Below are 20,965 nucleotides of genomic sequence, written 5' to 3'. Positions count from 1 at the left end.
GTTCCTGGGCGTACATCAGCTGGGAATCGGCGGGCTGCGATGGATGCGGGGGTCGCGTACAGTCACCGGCCGTGATCAGAAATGCCTACTTTTCGATAGCCGCCCTCGGCGTGACGGCCCTGCTGGCCGGTTGTGCCGGGTCTTCTTCGCCCACGTCCTCGGCGCCCGCCGCTTCCGTCACGCCGGCGAGCAACACCGCCGAGATCTGCGCGTCCAGTGGCACCGCCGCACGTGACGTGGTCGTCGACCTGTTCGCCAAGATGGCCGAGGTCGCCGACGAGCCGGATCCGGAAGCGGCTCTCGCCACGGTCTACACCGAGACGTTCGGCAAGCTCGGTACGCAGATGCGTACCGACGCGGCCCGCGCCACCGACCCGGCGTTCGTGGCCGTGCTGACCGGGATCGCCGACGCGGCCGCCGGTGTCGCCGCCTCCCCGGACAACCCGGACACCGCGCAGTTCGAGGCCGCGATCGGCAAGCTCGACCAGTTCTGCCCGTCCGCCGGGGAATCGGCGGGCACGGGCTCCTCGACCGGCACGGGTTCCTCGACCGGCACGGGTTCCTCCACGGGGACAGCTGATGCCGGCACGCCGGTCGGCACCGTCTGCGACCTGCCGGTCACGTTCGACCTCGTCGACGACTGGAACCCCAAGAAGGTCGACGTCGACGACGACAACCCGCTCGCCGAGCTGACCAAGAAGGGCACGCTGCGGCTGGCCTGCGAGATCGACGCCAAGCCGGCCGGGCACATCGGCTTCCTGCGCGTCTGGACCGGCCCGGCGAAGCAGGTGGATCTGCGGGCCGCGCTCAAGCCGTTCCTCACCGAGTCGAAGACCCGCAAGGTCGTCTACACGCCGGTCACGGCCGGTGGCCTGGACGGGCTGGACGTCAGCTTCGAGCAGTACCAGAACCTGACCGAGGAGTGGCTGCCGCACCGCGCGTTCGCGGTGAACGCCGGCTCCGGTGTGATCGCGCTGGACCTGGGCGGACTCGACGCCGCCGAGCACAAGGCGATGCTTCCGGCGTACGAATTGGCGACGAAGACGCTGACCGTCAAATAGATCACGGTTTGGCGGACGCGGTGGAGTGGGCATCTGAGCGGTCGGCACCAATCACCGCTCGGATCACCCCTCGGCAAGGAGCATCGTGGAAGTCACCGGAATCCTCACCGCGATCATCATCGGCCTGATCATCGGCGCGCTCGGCCGGCTCGTCGTTCCGGGTAAGCAGAACATCCCGATCTGGCTCACCCTGGTGATCGGTGTCGTCGCCGCCATCATCGGTACGTTCCTCGCCGCGGCTCTCGGTGTCGACGACACCCGCGGCGTCGACTGGATCGAGCTCGCGCTCCAGGTCGGCCTCGCCGCTGTGGGTGTCGCCCTCGTCGCCGGGACGCGCGGACGCCGCTGAAATCGCCGTTTTGTCGATGCCCGCCGGGATCACACCGGCGGGCATTGTGCTGTCCGGGTGATTTCGGGCTCTCCGCGCGGAAGTCGTGGCACCGCGCGGGCGCTGTTCGCGATAGCCTTGCCGCATATGGCTACCTTTCGCAGCGCCTCAGTCCTCCTCTCCTCGGACGGCACCCGGACTCCCGGCACCGCCGCGCTCTTCGCCGAGCCCGCTCGCAAGGGTGGGGTCCCGCCCTGGGCGGGCGACTTCCGGCCCGCCAACAGCGCCGGCAACGGCCCTAAGAACGCGGTCGGCAAGACCTTCACGCTGGAGTTGCCGGACGGCAGCACCGGCAAGGTCGTGGTCCAGAGCCTCAAGAGCGGCAAGGGTGGCGTCGTGCTCGCGCTGATGGGCGAGGACGCACCACCCTTCTGATCCAGCTCAGTTCTCCGGTTTCAGGCGTTTCCGTTCGACGATGCTCGTCGCTGTCACCACTGTCAGCGACGGCACGTCCTTCGCGACCACTGCGCCCGCGCCGACGACCGAGCCGCGACCGATCGTCACTCCAGGGGCGATCGTGGCCGCCGCGCCGATCCACACGTCGTCCTCGATGACGATCGGCGCGTGCGTGATGTAGTCGAACCGCTCGCCGACCTCGACGGGATGCCCCGACGTACTCAGGGTCACCCGCGGCCCGATGAGCACACGATCGCCGATCGTGATGCCGCCGTAGTCGAGGAAATAGCATCCCTGGTTGATGAACACGCGTTCGCCGAACGACGCGTTGAGCCCGTGGTCGCAGTAGAACGGCGGCAGGATCGTCAGCGAGTCGGGGACCGGGCCGCCGAAGATCGCGGTGAGCACCGTCCTGCGTCCGTCGAGGTCGTCGAACGGCAGCGCGTTCAGGCGTGCCGTCAGGCCCATGACGAGCTGCACGCGCTCCGCGAAAGCACGTGACTCCGGTGTCCGGGTGGGTAAGCGTTGCTCGTTGCGCACGAGATGATGCTGACACGTCGCATTGTTTTGGAGGCACCGTGAAGCTGTTGCTCACCTCAGGTGGGGTCACGAACCCGAGCATCGAGGCCGCGCTCGTGCGGCTTCTCGGCAAGCCGATCGCGGAGAGCCACGCTCTCTGCGTACCGACGGCGCTGTGGGGTCACCCGATGTGCGGACCTTCTTCGGTACGCCGATTCGTGGCCGCCGGGTCCGGATCTCCCCATTTTTCCGGGCTGGGGTGGGCGTCGCTCGGTGTCCTGGAGCTGACCGCGCTGCCCACCGTCGGCGCGGAGCGATGGGTGCCGTGGGTCCGGGAAGCCGACGTGCTGCTGGTCGACGGCGGTGACGCGACCTATCTGCACCACTGGATGCGCGAGTCCGGGCTGGCCGAGCTGCTGCCGTCGCTGCCCGGCAAAGTCTGGGTGGGCGTCAGCGCCGGAAGCATGGTGATGACACCCCGGATCGGCGACTATTTCGTCGAGTGGGCGGGCGCGCCGGACGACCGTACCCTCGGGGTTGTCGATTTTTCGATCTTCCCGCACCTGAACGCCTTCCCGACGAACACCCTGGCCGACGCCGAACGATGGGCCGCGGGGATCGGCGGGCCGTCCTACGCCATCGACGAGCAGACAGCCATCGCGGTCGTCGACGGCGCGGTCGAGGTCATCTCCGAAGGACAGTGGACAAAGCTGACCTGAAGCCGGCGCGGTCGCTTCGCCGGAGATAGTGGTGCCGCGCGAGGACGAGCCGTAGTTCAGCCATGTCATCGCAGCCTGAACGCAGGTGTGAACTACGGCTCGCCTCCGCGCCCGGCCGATCTTGGGTCGCTGTGCCGATGGGAGGGCGAGCCGGGACCAGGATCGCGGCTGAGCGCCTGCGATAGCTCTCGTTGCATGTCGCCGTTCCGACGATCTTGTGCGGTTCGGCCGTCCGAGCAGCCGCAACCGCACGAATTTCCGGGAAGGCGGGGCGCGGTGTGTCGATTTCAGGTGGTCCGTGAGTTCCCTGGTGACGCGCTGCGACGACCAACAGGGAAGAGTTTCGGCTTTGTGGAGTCCTGTGGGGGTCAGAGCACCCAAGGGTTACCAAGATCGGCGGCGACCTTCGTTGGAGGCTCGCTCTCCGTGCCGGTTCGGTGAGTGGTGTGGGCCGGGTGGCCGCCGGGATTACCCTGCGTCCATGGGTTTGGCGGGGGCGCGGCGGATTGCGCCGTGGCGGTCTGTTCTGGAACTGGCCGCGGGATTGGCGGGCCTCGGTGGTTTGTGGTTCGTGGAACCGCCGAGTTCGGGCTGGGGCATCGCCGTTTTTACGGGAGTCCTGGGCATCGCGGCGGGTGCCGCCGTTGACGGGGCTCGCGGGATCTGGCGTGCCGGCCAGGCCGGTGGATCAACGCGGACTGACAGCGCCGGAGGGTCCGTGGCGGCCGTCCGGGCGGGGGATCAGCGCGGGCCGGTCGCACCGAGGGATTAGCGCCGGGCGGGCCAGGCTGAGGGGTCAGCGTGAGCCCGTCGCGCCGGGGGATCAGCGCTTGCCTGAACGCGCTATCCACCATTTGTTCATCGACGGGGCACGAATGCTGAGTTGATCTTCGATGCCAAGATCACCTAGCGTCTCGCTGTGTGATTTCTATGCGAATTGTTTCCGCCGTTCTTCTTGGCGTTTCCGTTATGGGCCTGGCCGCGTGCGGTTACGAGGCCGCCACCGAGGTGGCCGCCCCGGCCACCACCGCAACTGCCGCCGCCACCACGCCGGCGGCCGAACCCACCGCGACCGCCATTGCCTCGAAGACGGACAAGGAACTCTGCGAGGAAGCGAACAAGGCGGCCGACTCCTTCAAGAAGGCCATTCTCGTTCTGGCGCAGAGCGGTGCCAGCGAGATCGCGCCCGCCGACGCGAAGGCGATGCTGGAGGACTTCGCGGCCCAGCTGACCACCGCCTCCGAGGGCGCTGACAGCGAGGTCGCCACGGCGATCAAGGCGCAGGCCGCCGCGTCGGAGAAGGCTGCCCAGGCCAAGGACCCGGCTTCCGCCCTGGACTCGGCGGAGACGACCAATGCCAGCAAGCAGATCAACGCGGGCTGCAAGAAGGCCGGCGTCACCACGAACTTCTGATCGACAGCCGGTGATTGCCCGGTTCGTGCTGGGCAATCACCGTGGCGCTTGGTGCGTACCCTCGCCGCGCAGGACGTCCGGGGCGCCGAAGGTGACCGGTACGCCGGGGGAGTAAAGGACGCTGTCCGGCGCGCGCAGCGGCGCCGGCAGCCCGGCCGCCGCGACCAGGGTGTCGTCGAGATCGAGCAGGTCAGCCTGGTGAAGCGGCCAGCGCGGGTGCTCGTTCGGCAGATGCAGCGAGCGTCCCCAGGCGTGGGTGTGCAGTCCCCAGCGGGCGGTGACGAAGTGTTCCAGCGCGCTCGGCGTCGCGACCGGCTCGCCGACCTGGATGGTCATCCTGCTGGTGGCGGGCCGGGGCGACGGCCAGCGGCGGCGGCTCGTGTAGTTCAGCACGTCGCCGCTGCGGGTCATCCGCATCCGGGACCACATGTACGGCAGCCGCAGCGACACCCGCGCGGTCAGGACCGGCAGGAGTCGTTCGGCCTCCAGCGACAGGAACACCACGGCGCGCCGGCCCTGGTGGTCGACGCTGTAGAGGCGGACGTTCGTTTCGCAGAACGTACCCAGATAGGGCACGCCGGGTCCGCGCAGAAAGCCCAGCCCGACCATCCGGAAACCGATCAGCCCGACGTAGGTCACCCCGTCGAGGGTGTCGGGGACGGTTCCGGCCGGCAGCAGCGGCGCGACCAGGGCGGGGTCGATCGCCCAATGCAGAAACGCCAGGTCGGACCAGCGCTGCACCAGCACCGGACGACGCACCGGCCGCACGGTCTCCGCGGTCACATCCTCGACTCTCACGCTGCCCATCATCGCTCACGCTCTTCTTGGGTACGCGCTAAGAGCGCCACACTCGATCAATGATCACCGTCCGTAGGACTGCGGGGGTGTGCACGCCGCTGTCCGCGATCAGGAAGAACCAGTCGTCCATCGGCTCGCCGAACCGCGCCCACTCGAAGTCCAGCAGCGCCGTCAGCTCGCCGTCCCGGGCGAGCCAGTTGCCCCAGTGACAGTCCGCGTGAACCGGCACCAGGGCGTCGGTGTGTGCGGGTGCCGTTTCCGCAATCGCCGTGAGCCCATCGAGAGGCTGTCCGCCGTCGTCATCGGGCCCGGGTCGCGCCCGAGAACTGATGCCGCGATCATTCTCGCTGGATTCGTTTCGGTGGATCGCATGCGGCAAAAATGGTACTTGCGCGCTACACCACGCCATCACGAAGGGGATGAGATGAGCACTGCGACAGGACTGCTGACCGCCGAGGACCTGGAGTTCCTGGCCCGGCCGCTGCACGGGTTCCTGACCGTGGCGGCCGGCCCGCAGCCACCTCAGCCGCGGCCGGTCTGGTTCGAGGCCGCCGCGGACGGCACGATCCAGCTGTTCACCGAGCCGGACTCGCTGAAAGTCCGGCGCCTCAGCCGTGACCCGCGCGCCTCGATCGTCGTGGCGGCCCCGGTCGGTGAGCGCGAGCGCTGGGTGTCGATCGCCGGGCGTACCACGGTCGAGGCCGACGGCGCGAACGAGCTGGCGGCCCGGCTCGCCGCCCGTTACTGGGATCTGGACGACGCGGTACGCGCCGCCGACCTGACCGAGATGCTCGCCATCAACCAGCTGCGCATCGTGATCCATCCGGAGAAGGTGAGCCGGTTCGCGTACTGAAGAAGGCGCTGGTGCCCCAGTCACAGATCAGGGCTGGGCGTTAGCGATCATTCGCCGCATGACCTTGAGGGCGGCGACGTAATCCGCGTCGGAGATGCCCTCGTGGATCGTGGTCCGCAAGGCTGTCACCAGCTCTCTGACCTCGGCTTGCTTGGTACGGCCGGTGTCGGTCAGGGCCAGCCGCCCGGCGTCGTCCGCCGCGATCCACTGCCGGTGCAGCAGCTGGTTGATGGCCCTCGGAACGTCGTACGGAGTGTCGGCGACCTCGGTCAGCTGCCTCGCGACGTCCTCGCGGGTGAGGCCGTCCCCGGAGCTCACCCGGGTGAGCGTCCACCACTGCGGCTGCGTCACGTCGATCGCTGCCATCGCATCACGCAGCTGGTTCACGACGGCCTTGTGCACGGCGCCGCTCCAATAGCCGATGGGCTGTGCGGCGAGCGCGTCATCGGCAGCGGCGGGATCGGCGGTCGCGGGCACAACGGGCGAATCCATAGCGGCCACTCTAATTCCCGCACTGATCCCGCCGGGCCGGTGAAGGTCCTGTCACCGGCCCGGCGGATCGTCATCGGCCTCGGCCGGTCTTCTCCTGCAGGTCGTCGATGTGCTGGGAGGCCTCGGCCTTGGTCAGGTTGTCCGGGACCTCCTCGTGCGCCTCGGTGGCCAGGGTGTGCAGATAGGACTCCTGCGCCCCGGTTGCCGGCTCGTCCCCGGTCGTCCAGTCCTCGGGGTCCTTCACCCGGTTGTCACCCGTCGTGGCGTTGCTCGGGTCAGTCATGGCGCCGTCCTTCCGATCCGGTTCTTCGAACGCCCGTGCCATTACCCACCGCCTCGCACATCACACCAGGTAACTCGTCAGGTCGCTGAGTCGAGCACCCGTTGGACGATGTCCCGGTCGGTGCCGGTGGCGTAGACGGCGAAGGCGCCCGCGTACACGTAACCGGCCCAGGTCCCGGAGCTGGTCTCCCGGACGCCGGGCCCGTGCGCCGGGTCGAAGGTGGCGGAACCATAGAAAACGACACCTGACTGAGGGCTGCAGGCGGGCGCGCCGGGCGGAGCCCACTGGTGGATGTTGAACGAGCAGGCGCTCATGTCCGTCTGCTCCCAGGCCTCGGGGACGTCCACGCGGACGCCTCGATATGCGATGGTCTTCCAGACGGCCTGACTGACGGACGCGCTCGCGAACGGAGCCGCCGGAGCCGCCGGAGCCGCCGGAGCCGCCGGAGCCGGCGATGCTCCCGGCCGTGCTGCCGGCGTTTCTTCGGGCCAGAAAAGGGCGACCCCGCCGAGCACCGCACAGCCTGCGGCGAGCAGAGCAACCCACATCGTTCTCGCGGTCATGACGCTTCGACGGACACGATCCCGGGCAGGTTCCCGTCAGGCCACCGCGTACCCAATGGGGGTTTCTGCTGTTACCCCTTTCCGCAGAGGCTCCCTCGGTGTCGTGAGGTGGAGTTGTATGGAAGACGTGGCACACGAAGCGACAACCACCACCTGGACGACCGGCGAGCTGACGGCGATCGGCCGCGCCGAAGAACTCGGGCTCGCCTCGCGGCGGCCGGACGGCACCCTGCGCCCCTACGTGACCATGTGGGTGGTGCGCGCCGGCGACGACCTCTACGTCCGCTCGGCCCGCGGACCGGCCAATCCCTGGTACGCCCGCGCCCTGCGCAGCGGCACCGGCCGGATCCGAGCCGGCGGTCTCGAACGCGAGGTCACCTTCGACCAGCCGGCGTCCGGCGTGCACGCCGGCATCGACGCCGCCTACCACGCCAAATACGACCGATACGGGCCCGCGATCGTCGGCTCCGTCGTCGGGCAGGACGCCGCCGCGGTCACCATCCGCCTGCTTCCCATCAGCTGAAAGGAACTTCCATGCTGACTTTGAACAACGGCGTGACCATGCCGGAGATCGGCTTCGGCGTCTTCCAGACGCCGCCCGACGAGACGCGCATCGCCGTCGGTGAGGCGTTATCGGCCGGCTACCGGCACATCGACACCGCCGCTGCGTACGGCAACGAGCGCGGCGTCGGCGAGGCGATCCGCGGACGCGACGACGTGTTCGTCGAGACCAAGATCTGGATCAGCGATTTCGGGTACGCCGAAACGCTGCACGGCTTCGAGAAGAGCGCTGCCAAACTCGGCGTCGACCAGATCGACCTGCTGATCCTGCACCAGGCGCTGCCGTCGGAGTTCGACCGGACCCTGGAGGCGTACCGCGCCCTGGAGACCCTGCTCGCCGACGGCAAGGTCCGCGCGATCGGGGTCAGCAACTTCATGGTCGACCACCTGACCCGGCTGCTCGACACGGCCACCGTCGTGCCGGCGATCAACCAGATCGAGGTCCACCCGTACTTCACCCAGGCCGAGGTACGCGCCTTCGGCGAGAAGCACGGCATCATCACCCAGGCGTGGTCCCCGATCGGCGGCATCACGTTCTACCGCGACAGCGGGCACACCAGCACCCTGCAGGACCCGGTGATCGGCAAGATCGCGGCGGCGCACGGCCGGACGCCGGCGCAGGTGATGCTGCGCTGGCACCTCCAGCAGGGCCGCTCGGTCATCCCGAAGTCGACGAACCCGAAGCGCATCGCCGAGAACTTCGACGTCTTCGGCTTCGACCTGACCGCCGAGGAGCTGGCCGCGATCGACGCCCTGGACACCGGCAAACGCGGCGGCCCCGAGCCCACCGCCGTCACCCTCGCCAACTTCGGCATGCCGATCCCCGAGGCCTGATCAAAACGCGGCCCGGAGGAAACCCTCCGGGCCGCATCGATCGCGTCAGCGCTGCAGGGTCAGCAGACCCGGACGGTACGGAAGCAGCCCGTAGTCACCGCCGGAACTGGGTGACCGGCCCTGGTAGAGCAGCCGCAGGTTGCACGGGTCAATGGTCATCGTCTGATCGGCGCTGACCCGGACCAGCTCACCGTGGCTGATGTCGTTCGTCCAGGTGGCGCCGCTGTTGGCCTTGCCGGCGAACGGGTTGCCCTCGGTCGCCGCCTGCGGAGTCCACGAGCCGCCCAGGCTGCTGGCCGTGAACGACCGGAAGTACCGCCCGTTCGACCCGATCGCCTCGACGATCATCAGGTACTGGTTCTGGCCCTGAACCTTGTAGACCTGAGGTGCTTCGAACAGGTTGTTGGTCGTATCGCTCATGACGACCGTGGACGTACTACCGAAGTTGCCCGGGAAGTTACCGATGGGCATGCTCGCCCGGTAGATCTTCCCGTTGTCGCCGGCGAAGAACAGGTACATGGTCGTGCCGTCGCCGATGATCGCCTGGTCGATCGGCCCGGTGCCGGAACCGGAGATGCTGCCGGTGAAGAGCGACTGCGCGGCCGACCACCCGTTCGCGTTGGTCGGATCGGTCGAGGTCCGGTAGGAGAACGCGGTCGGCCCCCACTGGTACGCGAGCACCCAGATGCTCTTCGGCGCGAAGTAGAACAGCGACGGCGCGACGGTGGCCGACGACATCGTGTTCTGGCCGGCCGAGGCCATGTCCGACCAGTTCGTGAAGAGCCCGAAGTTCATCGAACCCCAGGTCGTCCCGGTGTCGTGCGTGGTCGCGTACACAAGCTGCCGCCCGTTGTAGGGCACCGTGGTGAAGTCCTTGAGCGCCACCCACCCCGACTTCGGGTTCGCCAGCGAGCCGGTCGAGGTCCATCGGTATGACGACGGAAGGGAACAGCCGGCCGTCGGCGATGTGCTCGGCGTACTGCCACCGAGCCGCACGAGCTGCCACTGCTGGTTGGCGCCGTTCCAGTCCGCGTACTGAACAACGTTCGCGCCGTCGCTGGTCGCGGCGCCCTGGACTTCGACGGCCTTCCCACTGTTCCGGTTGATCAGCTGGATATAGCCGTCAATGTCCTGGACGCTGAACTGCTGGTTTGCGGCATTGGTGTCAGTCCATTGGACGACGGATCCGCCGTCGGTCGTGGACCAGTTGTAGATGTCGAGGACCTTGCCCGAATGCTTCGACTTCAGCCGGTAGTAGCCGCCGCCGGAATCCACGAACTGCCACTGCTGCTGCACCTGGTCACTGCGCGTCCACTGAGTGATTCGCGCGCCGTCGCTGGTAGCCAGGTTGTAGACGTCCAGCGCCTTCCCGCTACCACGGTTGACCAGCACATATGTAGCGCTGGTATCGATCGTCGCGGCCGATGCCGGCGTCGCGCTCACCGCGACGGCTCCGCCTCCGGCCAACAAGATCAGCGCGGCCAGAGCGCCGCGCCACCGCCTGCGGCGAGTCACCCTCGGCGTCACTTCAGCTAATTGCGGGGGTACGCGGTAACTGCCCATTGTCATGCCGGACTCCTGGGGAACGGGGTGGGAACGAGATGACCAAAAATGGGAGCGCTCACATTTGGTGAGGCGATATTGCCAGATGATTTCCGATGTTACAAGGCGTCCATGTCCAAGCGGTATTTCCGCAGGTGAATGCGTGTTTACGAGATGCGACTCGGGTGCTGACCCGCACATAACAGTTCCTGGGAAAATCACTGGGAACAGCAATTTCAGCGATTCCTGTTATTCGCTTACGTGTGGCAGGGTCGGGTCATTCAGCCAGCGGTGGGCGTACCCAAAAGGAAGTGTCGTCACGGAAGCCGGCGGTGGTGTCGGACTGGTCGACCCAGAGCTCGTCGGCGCGGTGCCGCAGGAACCAGCCGGGGTAGTTCGCCGCTTCGAGAGTGACGGAACCGGTGACCTGGCCGGGCCGGGGGCAGAAGGTGGCGTCGCCGCGGAAGAGCGCGGTGGTGTCGTCGGGGTCCAGCCGGACCCGCCAGGACGAGTGCCGCAGGTATCGGCCGCCGGTGACCCGGAAGGAGTAGCACCGCGCGTCGGCGAGCCCACGGACTACGTCGAAGGTCGCCTGGCGGCGTGCCGTGACGGTATTGCCGGGACCGACCTGGGTCAGCATCCCGAGGTCGGCGGCGGCCGTGACGTAGCGGCCGGCGGCGTTGGCCGACTCCAGCGAGGCCGGTCCCGTTCGCAGAAGCCCGGCGCCGGCCGACGCGGCGGACGACGGGTCAGCCGGCCCGGCTTCCGCTGACGGCGCGACCGGCGCTGACGATGCGACCGGCGCCGGCGCCGCGCCCGCCGCTGTGCCGGGCGCGGCGATCGTCGCCGGGCGCTCCGGGTTCGCCAGTTCGGCTACGCCGACCGTGGCGCCGGCGGCGAGGGCTCCCGCGGCCACCGTCGCCACCACCGGATGAGCGGCCGCGAGTGGCGCCAGCTGGCTGAACACCCCGGCCATCGAGCCGGCGGCGAGAGCGCCGCCGTCGCTCGCGCTCTTGGCAAGAACCGCCGCGGTCAGTGTCGCCGGCACCGGGAACAGCACCAGACTCGGCAGCAACCGGTCGGTCGCCATCATGTCGCGGGTCGCCCGCTGACAGTGCGGACAGTCCCGGACGTGCCGGGACAGGCGTTTGCGCCACCGCGAGCCGGGCACGCCGTCCCATCCCGCCAGCTCACCGGTCAAGCGGGGACACCTCGGCCGGGCGTCCGACGCCGCCACGATGGCCCGGCCGATGTCGAGCTGGGCGCGCATCCGCTGAACCCGCACGCCCGCGTGGATCACGCTGATCCCGAGAGCGTCAGCGAGTTCGGTCCGGGACAGCTGGCCCGCCACCTCCAGCCACCACAGCGACGCCAGCGCCTGGTCATCCGGATCGAGCCAGCGCGAGGCCCGGCGCACCTGCCGCCGCTGCCCGGACAGATCCACCCGCAGATGAGTGACATCCTCGAACGAAGCGTCGGCGTCAGGCAGCCGTGAGACCTCGTCGAGCGGCGCCGACTGGTCGGCGGCCCGGTTCACCCGATGCTGATGAGTGCTGATCTGCCGCATCGCAATGGCTGCCAGCCAGGGCCGGAAACTCTCCGCCGACCGCAGCGACCCCAGCTGTCGCAGGGCCCGGACCATGACGTCCTGTACCACGTCATCGACGTCGGGATGTTCACCGAGCGCATTGACCACCAGCGTGTACACCACCGGCAGATGCGCCGCCACGAGCTGTTCGAGCGCGACCCGGTCCCCGGCTTGAGCCGCCCGGACCAACCCTGTCAGGTCGGTGTGGGTGGCGCGCATTCCGTCCCACCACCCTTTGCCGCTTCATCAAGTATTCGCGATAGTCAGACGCCTAGCCTCGGCCAGGGTGTAGGAGGACGTCAATGCCAGGATGCCTACCGTGGGCGCATGGTCAACGAAGCCCTCGCCCAGGAACTGATCGCCATGACGAACGAGGACCGCGCCCTGCAGCCCGGCGCGCTCAGCGACGACTTCACCGCCCAGCTGGCGCATCGACGAGTCACCGTCCGCAACGGCGACCGGCTGGCCGAGATCCTCGACGAACACGGCTGGCCCACGCGCGACCTCGTCGGCGAGGAGGCAGCCCGCCGGGCGTGGCTGATCGCGCAGCACGCGGACCGCCAGCTCCATCTACAACGGCGTGCCCTGACCCTGATGACCGAGGCGGTGCGCGCGGGCAACGCCGACGCGGCCCAGCTGGCGATGCTCCACGACCGCCTGCTGGTCAACGAGGGCCACCCGCAGATCTACGGCACCCAGATCGCCGGAGTCACCGACGGCGCCCCGATCCCGTGGCCCTGCGAAGACCCCGCCCAGATGGACGAACGCCGCGCCGCCGCAGGCCTGGACCCGTTCACCGTCCACACCACCCGACACGCCCCGGCCTGACGCCCCCGCCGACCGTGAACTCACACGGTCAGCCCTCGGGGAAGATGGGGCGGCCGTCGATGCTGACGGCGTTCTTCACACGGCGGTATTCGGTCAGATCCGTGTCGCTGCGGCGTCCGTGGGAGCGGATCAACAGATCACGATCACCTTCGTACGCCATCAGGGGCACCGAATAGCCGCATGAATCGCTGATGCGGTCGACCTCGATGTCGATGACCGAGCGGGCACCATGTGTGTCCGGGGGTGCGGGGAACAGGCTGAGTAGCTCGGCGTACTCAGGGCTGGTGATCGGGACGGCACGGCCGTGACCGTACAGGCGCACGATGTTGGGCGGGCCCTGGAAGGCGCAGAACATGATGGTGATCCGGCCGTTCTCGCTGAGGTGGGCGGTCGTCTCGGCGCCGCTGCCGTGGTAATCCAGGTACGCCACCCGGTGTTCGCCGAGCACCACGAATGTGCCGCCCATGCCCTTGGGGGAGACGTTGACGTGGCCGCCCGGCCCGTTCGGCGCGGTGGCCACGAAGAACATCGGCTGCGCCTCGATGAAGTCCCGCAGCCGCCCGTCGATTCGCTCATGCAGCTTCATGGGTCCGATCCTGCCCCGCGCCCGCAAGCCTCTCGATCGGGTTTCCCACTGGGCGGATCGAGCTGCTAACCTCGCCACCGCGCCGGAGGCCCACAGGGACTTCGGCGGTGAGGTTTCGACGATCTGGCCTTCTCCGGGTTCTCCCGGCTTGTCGTCGACTCCTCGGTCGTGACGCCAGGGCAAGGGCGAGACCACCCCCAACGGGGTGGGTTCCTGCCTGCCCCGGACGCCCGACCCAAGGAGCTTTCCGGTTATGAGTCAACCGTCCGCCACCCGCTGGCTTGTCCTGGCAGCCGTGGGTGTCGCACAGCTGATGGTGGTTCTCGACGCCACCATCGTCAACATCGCGTTGCCGTCCGCCCAGGTGGACCTGGGTTTCAGTGACGACAACCGGCAGTGGGTGGTGACCGCGTACGCCCTGGCGTTCGGGTCCCTGCTGCTGATCGGTGGCCGCCTCGGCGACCTGTACGGCAGAAAACAGATGTTCGTGACCGGCCTGGCCGGGTTCGCGGTGGCCTCCGCGCTCGGTGGCGCCGCCGGGAGCTTCACGCTGCTGGTGATCGCCCGGGCCGGCCAGGGTGTGTTCGCCGCGCTGCTGGCCCCGGCGGCGCTGGCGCTGCTGTCCACCACGTTCACCGACCCGAAGGAGCGGGGCAAGGCGTTCGGTATCTTCGGCGCGGTCGCCGGTGCGGGCGCGGGTCTGGGCCTGCTGCTCGGCGGCGCGCTGACCGAGTGGCTGTCGTGGCGCTGGTGCATGTACGTCAACCTGGTGTTCGCGGTCCCGGCCGCCATCATGGCAATGGTGGTCATCGGAGCGGACACCGAACGGCGCAAGCAGGCCGTCGACGTGCCCGGCGCGGTCACCGGGACGCTCGGTCTGTTCGCCGTCGTCTTCGGTTTCTCGTCCGCTGAGTCGCGCGGCTGGGACTCACCCGTGACGATCGCCTCACTGGTCGCCGGGCCGTTGCTGCTGCTCGCGTTCGTCCTGATCGAGAGTCGTGCCGCGGCGCCGCTGCTGCCGCTGCACGTGGTCCGGCACGCGACCCGCGGTGGTTCGTACTTCGCGATCGCCGCTCTCGGCATCGCGATGTTCGGGGTGCTGCTGTTCCTGACGTTCTACTTCCAGCAGAACCTCGGCTATTCACCGCTGCGGGCAGGGTTCGCGTTCGTGCCGCTGAATCTGACCATCATCGCGGTCTCGGCCGGCGCCGCGCGGGCGCTGCTGCCGAAGTTCGGGCCGCGCGCGCTGATTGTTGGCGGCCTGACCCTGGGCGCCGTGGGCATGGTGCTGCTGGCCCGGATCGACGAGGGTTTCGGCTATCTCGACGTGCTGCCCGCGCTGCTGCTGATTGGGGTCTGCGCCGGCCTGCTCTACACGACCACCTACGCGACGGGCACGCTCGGTGTGTCGTGGGGTGACATGGGTGTCGCCTCCGCGATGCTCAACACCGCGTCGCAGATCGGCGGTTCGATCGGCACGGCCCTGCTGTCCACCGTGTTCGCCGACGCGGTCAGCGACTCGGAGGCGGGCTCCATGCTCGGCGCGGCGGTCGACGGTTACGCCAGTGTGTTCTGGTGGGCGGCGGGCCTCACGGCGATCAGCGCGGCGGTGGCTTTCGTCCTGATGCGGTCCACGAAGGCACAGATGGCGGCTCAGTTCGAGTGGGCTCCGCCGGCTGGTGCTGCCGTGCACTGACGGCAGGGGATCACGGCGCGTAACCGCGCAGGATGAACGCGATCGTCTCCTCCAGGCCCTGCTCGGCCTGTTCGTCGGTGAATCCGCCGCTGAGAGCGAGCGCGGTCAGACCCTGCAGAACAGCGATCAAGGGTACGGCGAGAAGCTCCATCGATCCGGCACGGACCTCGCCCCGGCGCTGTCCGTTCTCGATCACTTCGGTCGCCATCGTCAGCAGTTTCTGGGTGGCCGCCATCAGTTCGTCGGAGGCATCGGGCTCGTGTTTGCGGGTGAACATCAATTCGAGCAGGGCCGGATGGGTGGACGCGAAGGCCACGTAGGTGCGGGTTAGTGCGGCGAGCCTGCGGGCGAACGTCTCACCGGCCCGTACCAGGTCGTCGGTCATCGCGGCGGTGAGCCGCTGGTATCCCTCCAGCGCGAGCGCGTCGAGGAGCGCCTGCTTGTTCTTGAAGTGGCGGCTCGGCGCGGCCGGGCTGACCCCCGCCTCACGGGCGAGCTCCCGCAGCGACAGCTCGGCCGGGCCCCGGTCACGCAGGGTGTTCTCGGCTAGCGCCAGCAGCGTGGTTCGCAGGTCACCGTGGTGGTAGGGGCGGGTCTTCATGATCTGAGCCTACCGTGATGTAAGCGACGAACACATTGTGAGCATTGACTACATTGTTATCACTGCTTACATTCGAGGCATGACGAAGACTCCTGCCGCCTCGAACATCGCCGCTCAGATCGGCGGGAAAATGAGCGGGCCGCGCCGCACCCGGGTGGAAGCCTCACCGCAGTTCGCCGACGGCAAGTTCCGCAACAACGTCCCGACCGCCACCGGCATCCCGCTGTCCGCCGTGCCCCGGGTGGCCGCCGCCGTCTTCACCGGCGGCGCCGCCCGCCGCCCGCATCAGCCGGTTCCGCTGGTCAGCGCGGCCGCCACGGACGCGCGAGGCCTGCACGTCACCTGGTACGGGCACTCCACCGCGCTGATCGAGATCGAAGGACAGCGGGTCCTGCTCGACCCGGTGTGGAGCGAGCGCTGCTCGCCGTCGCAGCTGGCCGGGCCGAAACGGCTGCACCAGCCGCCGGTCGCGCTGGCCGATCTGCCGCCGGTGGACGCCGTGGTGATCTCCCACGACCACTACGACCACCTGGACATGGCGTCCATCCAGACCCTGGCCGGGCGGCCGGATGCGACGATCTTCGTGGTGCCGCTCGGTGTCGGCGCGCACCTGGAGCGGTGGGGTGTCCCGGCGGACCGGATCGCCGAACTCGACTGGAACGAGAGCACCACCGTCGGTGGCCTGGACCTCGTCGCGACGCCGGCCCGGCATTTCTCCGGCCGCGGATTCAGCCGCGACGAGACGCTCTGGGCCAGCTGGGTGATCAAGGGACCGTCGCGCAGCGTCTTCTATTCCGGTGACACCGGCTATTTCCCCGGGTTCGCCGAGATCGGTGAGCGGCACGGTCCGTTCGACGTCACGCTGGTCCAGGTCGGTGCGTACGGCGACGACTGGGCGGACATCCACATGGTGCCCGAGGACGGTGTGCGTACCCATCGTGATGTTGATGGTGGGTTGATGATCCCGGTGCACTGGGCGACGTTCGACCTGGCGGCCCACGACTGGTCCGAGCCGGCCGAGCGCACCTGGCGTGAGGCCAAGGCCCGCGACATCCGCCTGGCCATCCCGCGCCCGGGCCAGCGCGTCGACGTGGACAGCCCGCCGGAGATCGACGCCTGGTGGCAGCAGGTCGCCTGACGTCAGCGCGCCCGGCCGCGGTTACCCCCGCTGGTGACTGCGCCGGCCTATCAGCTCGGGCCGGCGCTGACATCCCGCAGCGGCAGGTCGGCCCGCACCGCATAGAAGCCATCCGGCCGCATCCCGGTGGTGAGGGTGCCGCCGGCGGCGTCGGCGCGTTCGCGCATGCCGATCAGGCCGTGGCCGGTGCCCTGGCCCTGGTGGCCGGCCCGTGCCGCGTTGATCACGCTGATCCGCAACGTGCCGGCGGAATAGGACAGGTCAAGGTCCGCGCGGCGTGCGGTGCCGTGTTTGCCGGCGTTGGTCAGGGCCTCCTGCACGATGCGGTACGCCGCCAGGCCGGCCGGGCCGGTCAGCGGCGCGGGTGTGCCGTGCCGGGAGACCTCGACGGTGAAGCCGGAGCGGGTGAAGCCGTCGATCAGGCCGTCCAGGTCGTCGAAGGCCGGCGCCGGGGACCTGCTCGACGGCGGGTCGTCGTCCTGGCGGAGCAGGCCGACGGTGGCGCGCAGCTCGTCGAGGGCGGTCCTGCTGGTGTCGCGGATGCCGGCCAGCGCCGCGGTGGCCTGGTCCGGGTGGGTACGCATCAGGTGGTGCGCGACGCCGGCCTGCGCGTTGACCAGGGTGATGTGGTGGGCGACGACGTCGTGCAGGTCGCGGGCGATGCGGATCCGTTCCTCCTGCACCTGCCGGCGGGTGTCCGCGGCGGCCCGGTCGCGGATCTCGGCGAGCAGCGCCCGGCGGCTGCGGGTGGCGTCCCCGGCGGCGACCGCCGCCGCGATGTAGTTGATCGGTAGCAGGTTCGCGAGGTCGATCACCCCGCCGGGCTGCCACGGGGCGATCGACGCGGTCATCGCCACGGCGGCGGCGACACCGGCGAGCATCGCGGTACGGCGGCTGCGCAGGTTGGCCAGGGTGTACAGGGCGACGACGCTCGCCACGTTGACCAGGACCAGGTGGTGCGCGGTCAGCGGGAGAGCCGCGCCCGCGGCGATCGTCACGATCGTCACGGCGAGCGGGTACCGCAGCCGGAACAGCAGGGCGAGCGAGCCGTGCAGGATCAGGATCAGCTGCGTGCCGTCGGGTTTGTTCCAGACGCCGTCGGCGCCCGGGTACGACAGGGTCGCCATCATGATCATGGTGACGGCCAGGGGCGGCACCCAGATGCGCCATGCCGCGCGTCCCACGCTGTCAGACACCGCCGGCCAGGCCGTTCTCGTAGGCGAAGACGACCAGCTGGGCTCGGTCTCGCGCGCCCGTCTTCATCATGGCCCGGTTGACGTGGGTCTTCGCCGTCGCGGGGCTGATGAACAGGCGATCCGCGATCTCGGTGTTCGACAGGCCGGCGCCGACCAGCGTGGTGATCTCGCGTTCCCGGGCGGTCAGCTCGGCCAGCAGTTCGGGACGCGCGGCCGTGCCGGACGAGGACTTCACCGGTTCCTGGGTAAGGAACCGCTCGATCAGCGCCGTCGTGGCAGTGGGGGAGAGCAGGGACTCGCCGGCCGCCACCGTCCGGATCGCCTGGATCAGCACGCCGGGGTCGACGCCCTTGCCGAGGAAGCCGCTCGCGCCGGCCCGCAACGCCGACACCACGAACTCGTCCGTCTCGAACGTGGTCAGGATCAGAATGCGGGTGCCCGCCGGGCCGGCACCGGAAGTGATCAGACGGGTGGCCTCGATGCCGTCCATGTCCGGCATCCGGATGTCCATCAGCACCACGTCGGGACGCGCGTCGCGCGCCACGCTCACCGCCTCGGCGCCGGTCGCGGCCTCGCCGACGACGTCGATGTCCGGCTGAGCGTCCAGCAGCAGCCGGAACGTCGCCCGCAGCAGCGCCTGATCATCAACGAGAAGCACACGGATCGGCATGGTCACAATTCCCATTCAACGGCACATTCTTGGGTACGCCTTCAGCAGGCCGCAGTCGTCAGGAAGACGCCCGCTGGATCACCCGCAGGGACCCTTCCGTCGTACCGAGGTCGTGGTCTTGACCTGCGAGAGCTGCCACCACGGCAGCGGCCTGCCGCGCGCCTGCCTGGTGCAGGTCGAAGGCGACGGTGCTCAGCGGCGGTGACGCCAGCCGGGCGGTGGGGATGTCGTCGGCGCCGACCACGGCCAGGTCACCCGGCGCACTGAGGCCGTGCTCGCGCAGGCCGGCCAGGACGGCGATCGCGGTGTCGTCGTTGAAGGCGCAGACACCGGTCACGCCCTGGTCGAGCCACTGCCGGACCGCGGCGGCGGCATCGGCGATCTCCAGGGACGTGCTGAGTGCGAGGGGCGCCGGCAGGCCCGCGGCGGCGCAGGCCGAGTTCGCGCCGCGCAGCCGTTCGTCACCCATCGGTTTCAAGGCGGTGTGCGCCGGTAAGGCGTACCCAAGCTGGGTGTGACCGCGATCGATCAGGTGGGTGGCCTGGGCGTGGCCGACCGGCTCCATGATCTCGAGGTCCTCCCCGGCGTGCGGTGGAAGGACCGCGACCGCGCCGGCGGAGTGCAGCGCGGCGGCGGCCTCGCGGGTGAACGGCAGCAGGCCGATCACGGCGGAGGCGGCGACGGTCGCGCAGACGTCGGCGACCGGACGGCCGTGCGCTCCTTCGAGATGGGTCACGAGGGTGAGGCCGTTCTCGGCGAGGGCGGCGGCGAGCTCCTCGATGTAACGGCTTATCCCCGACCCGATCGGCAGGTCCGGGATCGAGAGCAGGACGATGTCGCTGCGACCGGCGGCGAGCGAGCGTGCCGAGGCGTGCGGGCGGTACTGCAGGGTCTTGGCCGCGTCGAAGATCCGGCGCCGGGTCTCCTCCGGGATGGACTGGCCCGGGCGGTTGTTCAGCACGAAACTCACCGTGGTCCGGGACACGCCGGCGAGGCGGGCGACGTCTTCGCTGGTGATGCGCTTCGCGGGTCGCGTCATGATGCTCCGAATCCCTCCGCCTACGTGGCGGCCCCATCCTACGACGCTGCGCAAACGCGCGTTAGCGGCGCCCATCCCTCGACCGGGATCACCGGGCAGGCTGATGGACCGGCGCCCGGGGTATCGTGGGGAACGGATGAAACCCTGTCTCGGTGGGACGCCGGCGTTCCTGATGCCGGGTCCGAACTCGTCACGGCGGCACCGAGGCGGACACGAGGTCCATCATGACCGGCGAGAGTGATCGGTACTCCCCAGTGGAGTCCCGGGTGTGGGACCTGGTCAGCGGTTACGGGCCGGATGTCGACGGGTTGTGCCGGGCGAGCGCGGCGCTGATGACAGGGTTCGCCGGCATGGGACTGTCGGCCGGTCCGGTCGGCACGGTTCCCCGGGTCCGGTTCTTCAGTGATGCGACCAGCTCACGGCTGGAGTCCGCACAGTTCACCCTGGACGAGGGTCCGTGCCGCGACGCGACAGCGTCCGGTGAGCCGGTGCTGGTGGAGGATCTGGCCGCCGATTCCTGGCGGGAGCGATGGCCCTGGTTCACCACGGCCGCGCTGAGCGCCGGGGTGCGGGCTGTCTTCGCGCTGCCGCTGCACGCCGGAGGGGTCGTCCACGACGGCGCCATCGACCTGTACCGGCCGGTGCCCGGCCCGCTGACCGGCGCCGATCACCTGGCGGCGACGACGTTCAGCGCCGCGATGGCGGAGTTGCTCACCATCGAGCGCCACGGCTTGAATCTGACCGATGCCTTCCAGCGTGCCCGGCCGGGGAACGCCGCCGCGCCGGAGGCTCCCGGCAACGTGCTCATGGCCTGCTGGTTCGGACCGGTGAAGCTGAGCGCCGTACGCTCGCGGGTCCGTGCCCACGCCCTCGGCCTGGGGTTGCGCGACGGCCAGGCACGCCGATTCGTGCTGGCGGTGCACGAGGCGATGGTCAACGCGGTGCGGCACGCCGGCGGCCGCGGACAGCTGCTCCTGTGGCACCGCGACGACCAGCTGTGGTGCGAGATCAGCGACCACGGGCCGGGTATCCCCGCCGAGCACACGTACCTGGCGGACGCCGGGTCGATCGGGCTGCAGATGATCCGGCGGGCCTGCACCAGCTTGGAGATCACCACCGATTCCAGCGGCACCCGCCTGCTGCTGGGTCACCGTCTCAACCCGCCCTCGTAATTCCCGGAGTACGCCTTTTCGCAGTGGAG

General features: G+C 69.2%; 25 protein-coding genes. 12 read left to right on the top strand and 13 right to left on the bottom strand.

Annotated features, from left to right (window positions below):
* Positions 1–71 precede the first annotated feature (71 nt).
* The 3 genes from B0I29_RS46380 (at position 72) to B0I29_RS31520 (ending at position 1,824) form a co-directional block, all read left to right on the top strand.
* A complete protein-coding gene (locus B0I29_RS46380) occupies positions 72–1,061 on the top strand; it encodes a lipoprotein (RefSeq protein ID WP_220091462.1) in 990 nt (329 codons plus the stop codon).
* A gap of 85 nt (positions 1,062–1,146) precedes the next feature.
* Positions 1,147–1,410 (top strand): GlsB/YeaQ/YmgE family stress response membrane protein, encoded by a 264-nt coding sequence (locus tag B0I29_RS31525; RefSeq protein ID WP_111652751.1) that lies wholly within the window; start codon positions 1,147–1,149, stop codon positions 1,408–1,410.
* Between the two features lie 126 nt (positions 1,411–1,536).
* A complete protein-coding gene (locus B0I29_RS31520; RefSeq protein ID WP_111652750.1) occupies positions 1,537–1,824 on the top strand; it encodes a hypothetical protein in 288 nt (95 codons plus the stop codon).
* Between the two features lie 6 nt (positions 1,825–1,830).
* Here B0I29_RS31520 and B0I29_RS47560 read toward each other — a convergent pair whose 3' ends face one another.
* On the bottom strand, positions 1,831–2,385 hold the full coding sequence (locus B0I29_RS47560; protein WP_281270926.1) for a sugar O-acetyltransferase: 555 nt from the start codon (positions 2,383–2,385) through the stop codon (positions 1,831–1,833).
* Between the two features lie 38 nt (positions 2,386–2,423).
* Between B0I29_RS47560 and B0I29_RS31510 the strand changes: the two genes are divergently transcribed.
* Positions 2,424–3,083, top strand: coding sequence for a Type 1 glutamine amidotransferase-like domain-containing protein (locus tag B0I29_RS31510; protein WP_111652749.1), 660 nt, complete (start codon positions 2,424–2,426; stop codon positions 3,081–3,083).
* Between the two features lie 930 nt (positions 3,084–4,013).
* Entirely contained in the window at positions 4,014–4,496 is a 483-nt protein-coding gene (locus B0I29_RS46005) for a hypothetical protein (RefSeq protein WP_181558065.1), read from the top strand.
* A 36-nt stretch (positions 4,497–4,532) separates the two neighbouring features.
* Here B0I29_RS46005 and B0I29_RS31500 read toward each other — a convergent pair whose 3' ends face one another.
* Together B0I29_RS31500 and B0I29_RS47945 are read right to left on the bottom strand one after the other, a co-directional pair.
* Entirely contained in the window at positions 4,533–5,294 is a 762-nt protein-coding gene (locus B0I29_RS31500) for a YqjF family protein (protein WP_245972860.1), read from the bottom strand.
* Between the two features lie 37 nt (positions 5,295–5,331).
* Entirely contained in the window at positions 5,332–5,523 is a 192-nt protein-coding gene (locus B0I29_RS47945; RefSeq protein ID WP_220091461.1) for a phosphotransferase, read from the bottom strand.
* A gap of 195 nt (positions 5,524–5,718) precedes the next feature.
* Here B0I29_RS47945 and B0I29_RS31490 point away from each other — a divergent pair, with 195 nt between their 5' ends.
* Positions 5,719–6,147, top strand: coding sequence for a pyridoxamine 5'-phosphate oxidase family protein (locus tag B0I29_RS31490; protein ID WP_111652746.1), 429 nt, complete (start codon positions 5,719–5,721; stop codon positions 6,145–6,147).
* A gap of 27 nt (positions 6,148–6,174) precedes the next feature.
* Here B0I29_RS31490 and B0I29_RS31485 read toward each other — a convergent pair whose 3' ends face one another.
* The 3 genes from B0I29_RS31485 to B0I29_RS46000 all read right to left on the bottom strand — a co-directional run bounded on the left by B0I29_RS31485 (position 6,175) and on the right by B0I29_RS46000 (position 7,485).
* On the bottom strand, positions 6,175–6,639 hold the full coding sequence (locus tag B0I29_RS31485) for a MarR family winged helix-turn-helix transcriptional regulator (RefSeq protein ID WP_111652745.1): 465 nt from the start codon (positions 6,637–6,639) through the stop codon (positions 6,175–6,177).
* A gap of 70 nt (positions 6,640–6,709) precedes the next feature.
* Complete coding sequence (locus tag B0I29_RS31480) at positions 6,710–6,922, bottom strand: DUF3072 domain-containing protein (protein WP_111652906.1); 213 nt, start codon at positions 6,920–6,922, stop codon at positions 6,710–6,712.
* A gap of 77 nt (positions 6,923–6,999) precedes the next feature.
* Entirely contained in the window at positions 7,000–7,485 is a 486-nt protein-coding gene (locus B0I29_RS46000; protein WP_181558063.1) for a hypothetical protein, read from the bottom strand.
* 118 nt (positions 7,486–7,603) lie between these two features.
* Here B0I29_RS46000 and B0I29_RS31470 point away from each other — a divergent pair, with 118 nt between their 5' ends.
* Both B0I29_RS31470 and B0I29_RS31465 read left to right on the top strand, forming a co-directional pair.
* Positions 7,604–8,008: a DUF2255 family protein gene (locus tag B0I29_RS31470; RefSeq protein ID WP_111652744.1), complete on the top strand. Its 405-nt coding sequence runs from the start codon at positions 7,604–7,606 to the stop codon at positions 8,006–8,008.
* A gap of 11 nt (positions 8,009–8,019) precedes the next feature.
* Entirely contained in the window at positions 8,020–8,880 is an 861-nt protein-coding gene (locus B0I29_RS31465) for an aldo/keto reductase (RefSeq protein WP_220091460.1), read from the top strand.
* A 45-nt stretch (positions 8,881–8,925) separates the two neighbouring features.
* Here the strand turns inward: B0I29_RS31465 and B0I29_RS31460 are convergent, their stop codons facing one another.
* Complete coding sequence (locus tag B0I29_RS31460) at positions 8,926–10,443, bottom strand: non-reducing end alpha-L-arabinofuranosidase family hydrolase (RefSeq protein ID WP_111652743.1); 1,518 nt, start codon at positions 10,441–10,443, stop codon at positions 8,926–8,928.
* 256 nt (positions 10,444–10,699) lie between these two features.
* A complete protein-coding gene (locus B0I29_RS31455; RefSeq protein WP_111652742.1) occupies positions 10,700–12,229 on the bottom strand; it encodes a sigma-70 family RNA polymerase sigma factor in 1,530 nt (509 codons plus the stop codon).
* A 108-nt stretch (positions 12,230–12,337) separates the two neighbouring features.
* Between B0I29_RS31455 and B0I29_RS31450 the strand changes: the two genes are divergently transcribed.
* Positions 12,338–12,838, top strand: coding sequence for a DUF6624 domain-containing protein (locus B0I29_RS31450; protein ID WP_111652741.1), 501 nt, complete (start codon positions 12,338–12,340; stop codon positions 12,836–12,838).
* Between the two features lie 28 nt (positions 12,839–12,866).
* On the opposite strand, the gene B0I29_RS31445 is transcribed toward B0I29_RS31450, so the two are convergent.
* Positions 12,867–13,424, bottom strand: a complete 558-nt coding sequence (locus B0I29_RS31445) for a pyridoxamine 5'-phosphate oxidase family protein (RefSeq protein WP_111652740.1) — start codon at positions 13,422–13,424, stop codon at positions 12,867–12,869.
* Between the two features lie 253 nt (positions 13,425–13,677).
* Between B0I29_RS31445 and B0I29_RS31440 the strand changes: the two genes are divergently transcribed.
* Positions 13,678–15,120, top strand: a complete 1,443-nt coding sequence (locus B0I29_RS31440) for an MFS transporter (protein ID WP_111652739.1) — start codon at positions 13,678–13,680, stop codon at positions 15,118–15,120.
* A 10-nt stretch (positions 15,121–15,130) separates the two neighbouring features.
* Here B0I29_RS31440 and B0I29_RS47020 read toward each other — a convergent pair whose 3' ends face one another.
* A complete protein-coding gene (locus tag B0I29_RS47020; protein WP_111652738.1) occupies positions 15,131–15,721 on the bottom strand; it encodes a TetR/AcrR family transcriptional regulator in 591 nt (196 codons plus the stop codon).
* 79 nt (positions 15,722–15,800) lie between these two features.
* On the opposite strand from B0I29_RS47020, the gene B0I29_RS31430 reads away from it, so the two are divergent.
* A complete protein-coding gene (locus B0I29_RS31430) occupies positions 15,801–16,859 on the top strand; it encodes an MBL fold metallo-hydrolase (RefSeq protein ID WP_111652737.1) in 1,059 nt (352 codons plus the stop codon).
* Between the two features lie 50 nt (positions 16,860–16,909).
* Here the strand turns inward: B0I29_RS31430 and B0I29_RS31425 are convergent, their stop codons facing one another.
* Genes B0I29_RS31425 through B0I29_RS31415 form a run of 3 tightly spaced genes read right to left on the bottom strand, consistent with a single transcriptional unit; the run spans position 16,910 to position 19,764 of the window.
* Positions 16,910–18,055, bottom strand: a complete 1,146-nt coding sequence (locus B0I29_RS31425; RefSeq protein ID WP_220091459.1) for a sensor histidine kinase — start codon at positions 18,053–18,055, stop codon at positions 16,910–16,912.
* The gene (locus B0I29_RS31420) at positions 18,048–18,725 is read right to left on the bottom strand and encodes a response regulator (RefSeq protein WP_111652903.1); all 678 of its coding nucleotides are present in this window, start codon (positions 18,723–18,725) and stop codon (positions 18,048–18,050) included. Before B0I29_RS31420 ends, B0I29_RS31425 begins: the two co-directional genes overlap by 8 nt.
* 58 nt (positions 18,726–18,783) lie before the next feature.
* Entirely contained in the window at positions 18,784–19,764 is a 981-nt protein-coding gene (locus B0I29_RS31415) for a LacI family DNA-binding transcriptional regulator (protein WP_181558062.1), read from the bottom strand.
* Positions 19,765–19,988: 224 nt separating this feature from the next.
* Between B0I29_RS31415 and B0I29_RS31410 the strand changes: the two genes are divergently transcribed.
* Complete coding sequence (locus B0I29_RS31410) at positions 19,989–20,936, top strand: ATP-binding protein (RefSeq protein WP_111652735.1); 948 nt, start codon at positions 19,989–19,991, stop codon at positions 20,934–20,936.
* The last annotated feature ends 29 nt before the right edge of the window (positions 20,937–20,965 follow it).

Origin of the sequence: Actinoplanes lutulentus, from assembly GCF_003259845.1 — a bacterium.
Lineage (GTDB): Bacteria > Actinomycetota > Actinomycetes > Mycobacteriales > Micromonosporaceae > Actinoplanes > Actinoplanes lutulentus.
This window is presented reverse-complemented; position numbering and strand designations above follow the sequence as displayed.

What these genes read in the sequence shown, in the direction of transcription:
- B0I29_RS31520 (WP_111652750.1), top strand. Translation starts at nt 1,537, where the DNA reads ATGGCTACCTTTCGCAGCGCCTCAGTCCTCCTCTCCTCGGACGGCACC.
- B0I29_RS46005 (WP_181558065.1), top strand. Translation starts at nt 4,014, where the DNA reads ATGCGAATTGTTTCCGCCGTTCTTCTTGGCGTTTCCGTTATGGGCCTG.
- B0I29_RS31490 (WP_111652746.1), top strand. Translation starts at nt 5,719, where the DNA reads ATGAGCACTGCGACAGGACTGCTGACCGCCGAGGACCTGGAGTTCCTG.
- B0I29_RS31485 (WP_111652745.1), bottom strand. Translation starts at nt 6,639, where the DNA reads ATGGATTCGCCCGTTGTGCCCGCGACCGCCGATCCCGCCGCTGCCGAT.
- B0I29_RS31480 (WP_111652906.1), bottom strand. Translation starts at nt 6,922, where the DNA reads ATGACTGACCCGAGCAACGCCACGACGGGTGACAACCGGGTGAAGGAC.
- B0I29_RS46000 (WP_181558063.1), bottom strand. Translation starts at nt 7,485, where the DNA reads ATGACCGCGAGAACGATGTGGGTTGCTCTGCTCGCCGCAGGCTGTGCG.
- B0I29_RS31470 (WP_111652744.1), top strand. Translation starts at nt 7,604, where the DNA reads ATGGAAGACGTGGCACACGAAGCGACAACCACCACCTGGACGACCGGC.
- B0I29_RS31465 (WP_220091460.1), top strand. Translation starts at nt 8,020, where the DNA reads ATGCTGACTTTGAACAACGGCGTGACCATGCCGGAGATCGGCTTCGGC.
- B0I29_RS31460 (WP_111652743.1), bottom strand. Translation starts at nt 10,443, where the DNA reads ATGGGCAGTTACCGCGTACCCCCGCAATTAGCTGAAGTGACGCCGAGG.
- B0I29_RS31455 (WP_111652742.1), bottom strand. Translation starts at nt 12,229, where the DNA reads ATGCGCGCCACCCACACCGACCTGACAGGGTTGGTCCGGGCGGCTCAA.
- B0I29_RS31450 (WP_111652741.1), top strand. Translation starts at nt 12,338, where the DNA reads ATGGTCAACGAAGCCCTCGCCCAGGAACTGATCGCCATGACGAACGAG.
- B0I29_RS31445 (WP_111652740.1), bottom strand. Translation starts at nt 13,424, where the DNA reads ATGAAGCTGCATGAGCGAATCGACGGGCGGCTGCGGGACTTCATCGAG.
- B0I29_RS31440 (WP_111652739.1), top strand. Translation starts at nt 13,678, where the DNA reads ATGAGTCAACCGTCCGCCACCCGCTGGCTTGTCCTGGCAGCCGTGGGT.
- B0I29_RS47020 (WP_111652738.1), bottom strand. Translation starts at nt 15,721, where the DNA reads ATGAAGACCCGCCCCTACCACCACGGTGACCTGCGAACCACGCTGCTG.
- B0I29_RS31430 (WP_111652737.1), top strand. Translation starts at nt 15,801, where the DNA reads ATGACGAAGACTCCTGCCGCCTCGAACATCGCCGCTCAGATCGGCGGG.
- B0I29_RS31420 (WP_111652903.1), bottom strand. Translation starts at nt 18,725, where the DNA reads ATGCCGATCCGTGTGCTTCTCGTTGATGATCAGGCGCTGCTGCGGGCG.
- B0I29_RS31415 (WP_181558062.1), bottom strand. Translation starts at nt 19,764, where the DNA reads ATGACGCGACCCGCGAAGCGCATCACCAGCGAAGACGTCGCCCGCCTC.
- B0I29_RS31410 (WP_111652735.1), top strand. Translation starts at nt 19,989, where the DNA reads ATGACCGGCGAGAGTGATCGGTACTCCCCAGTGGAGTCCCGGGTGTGG.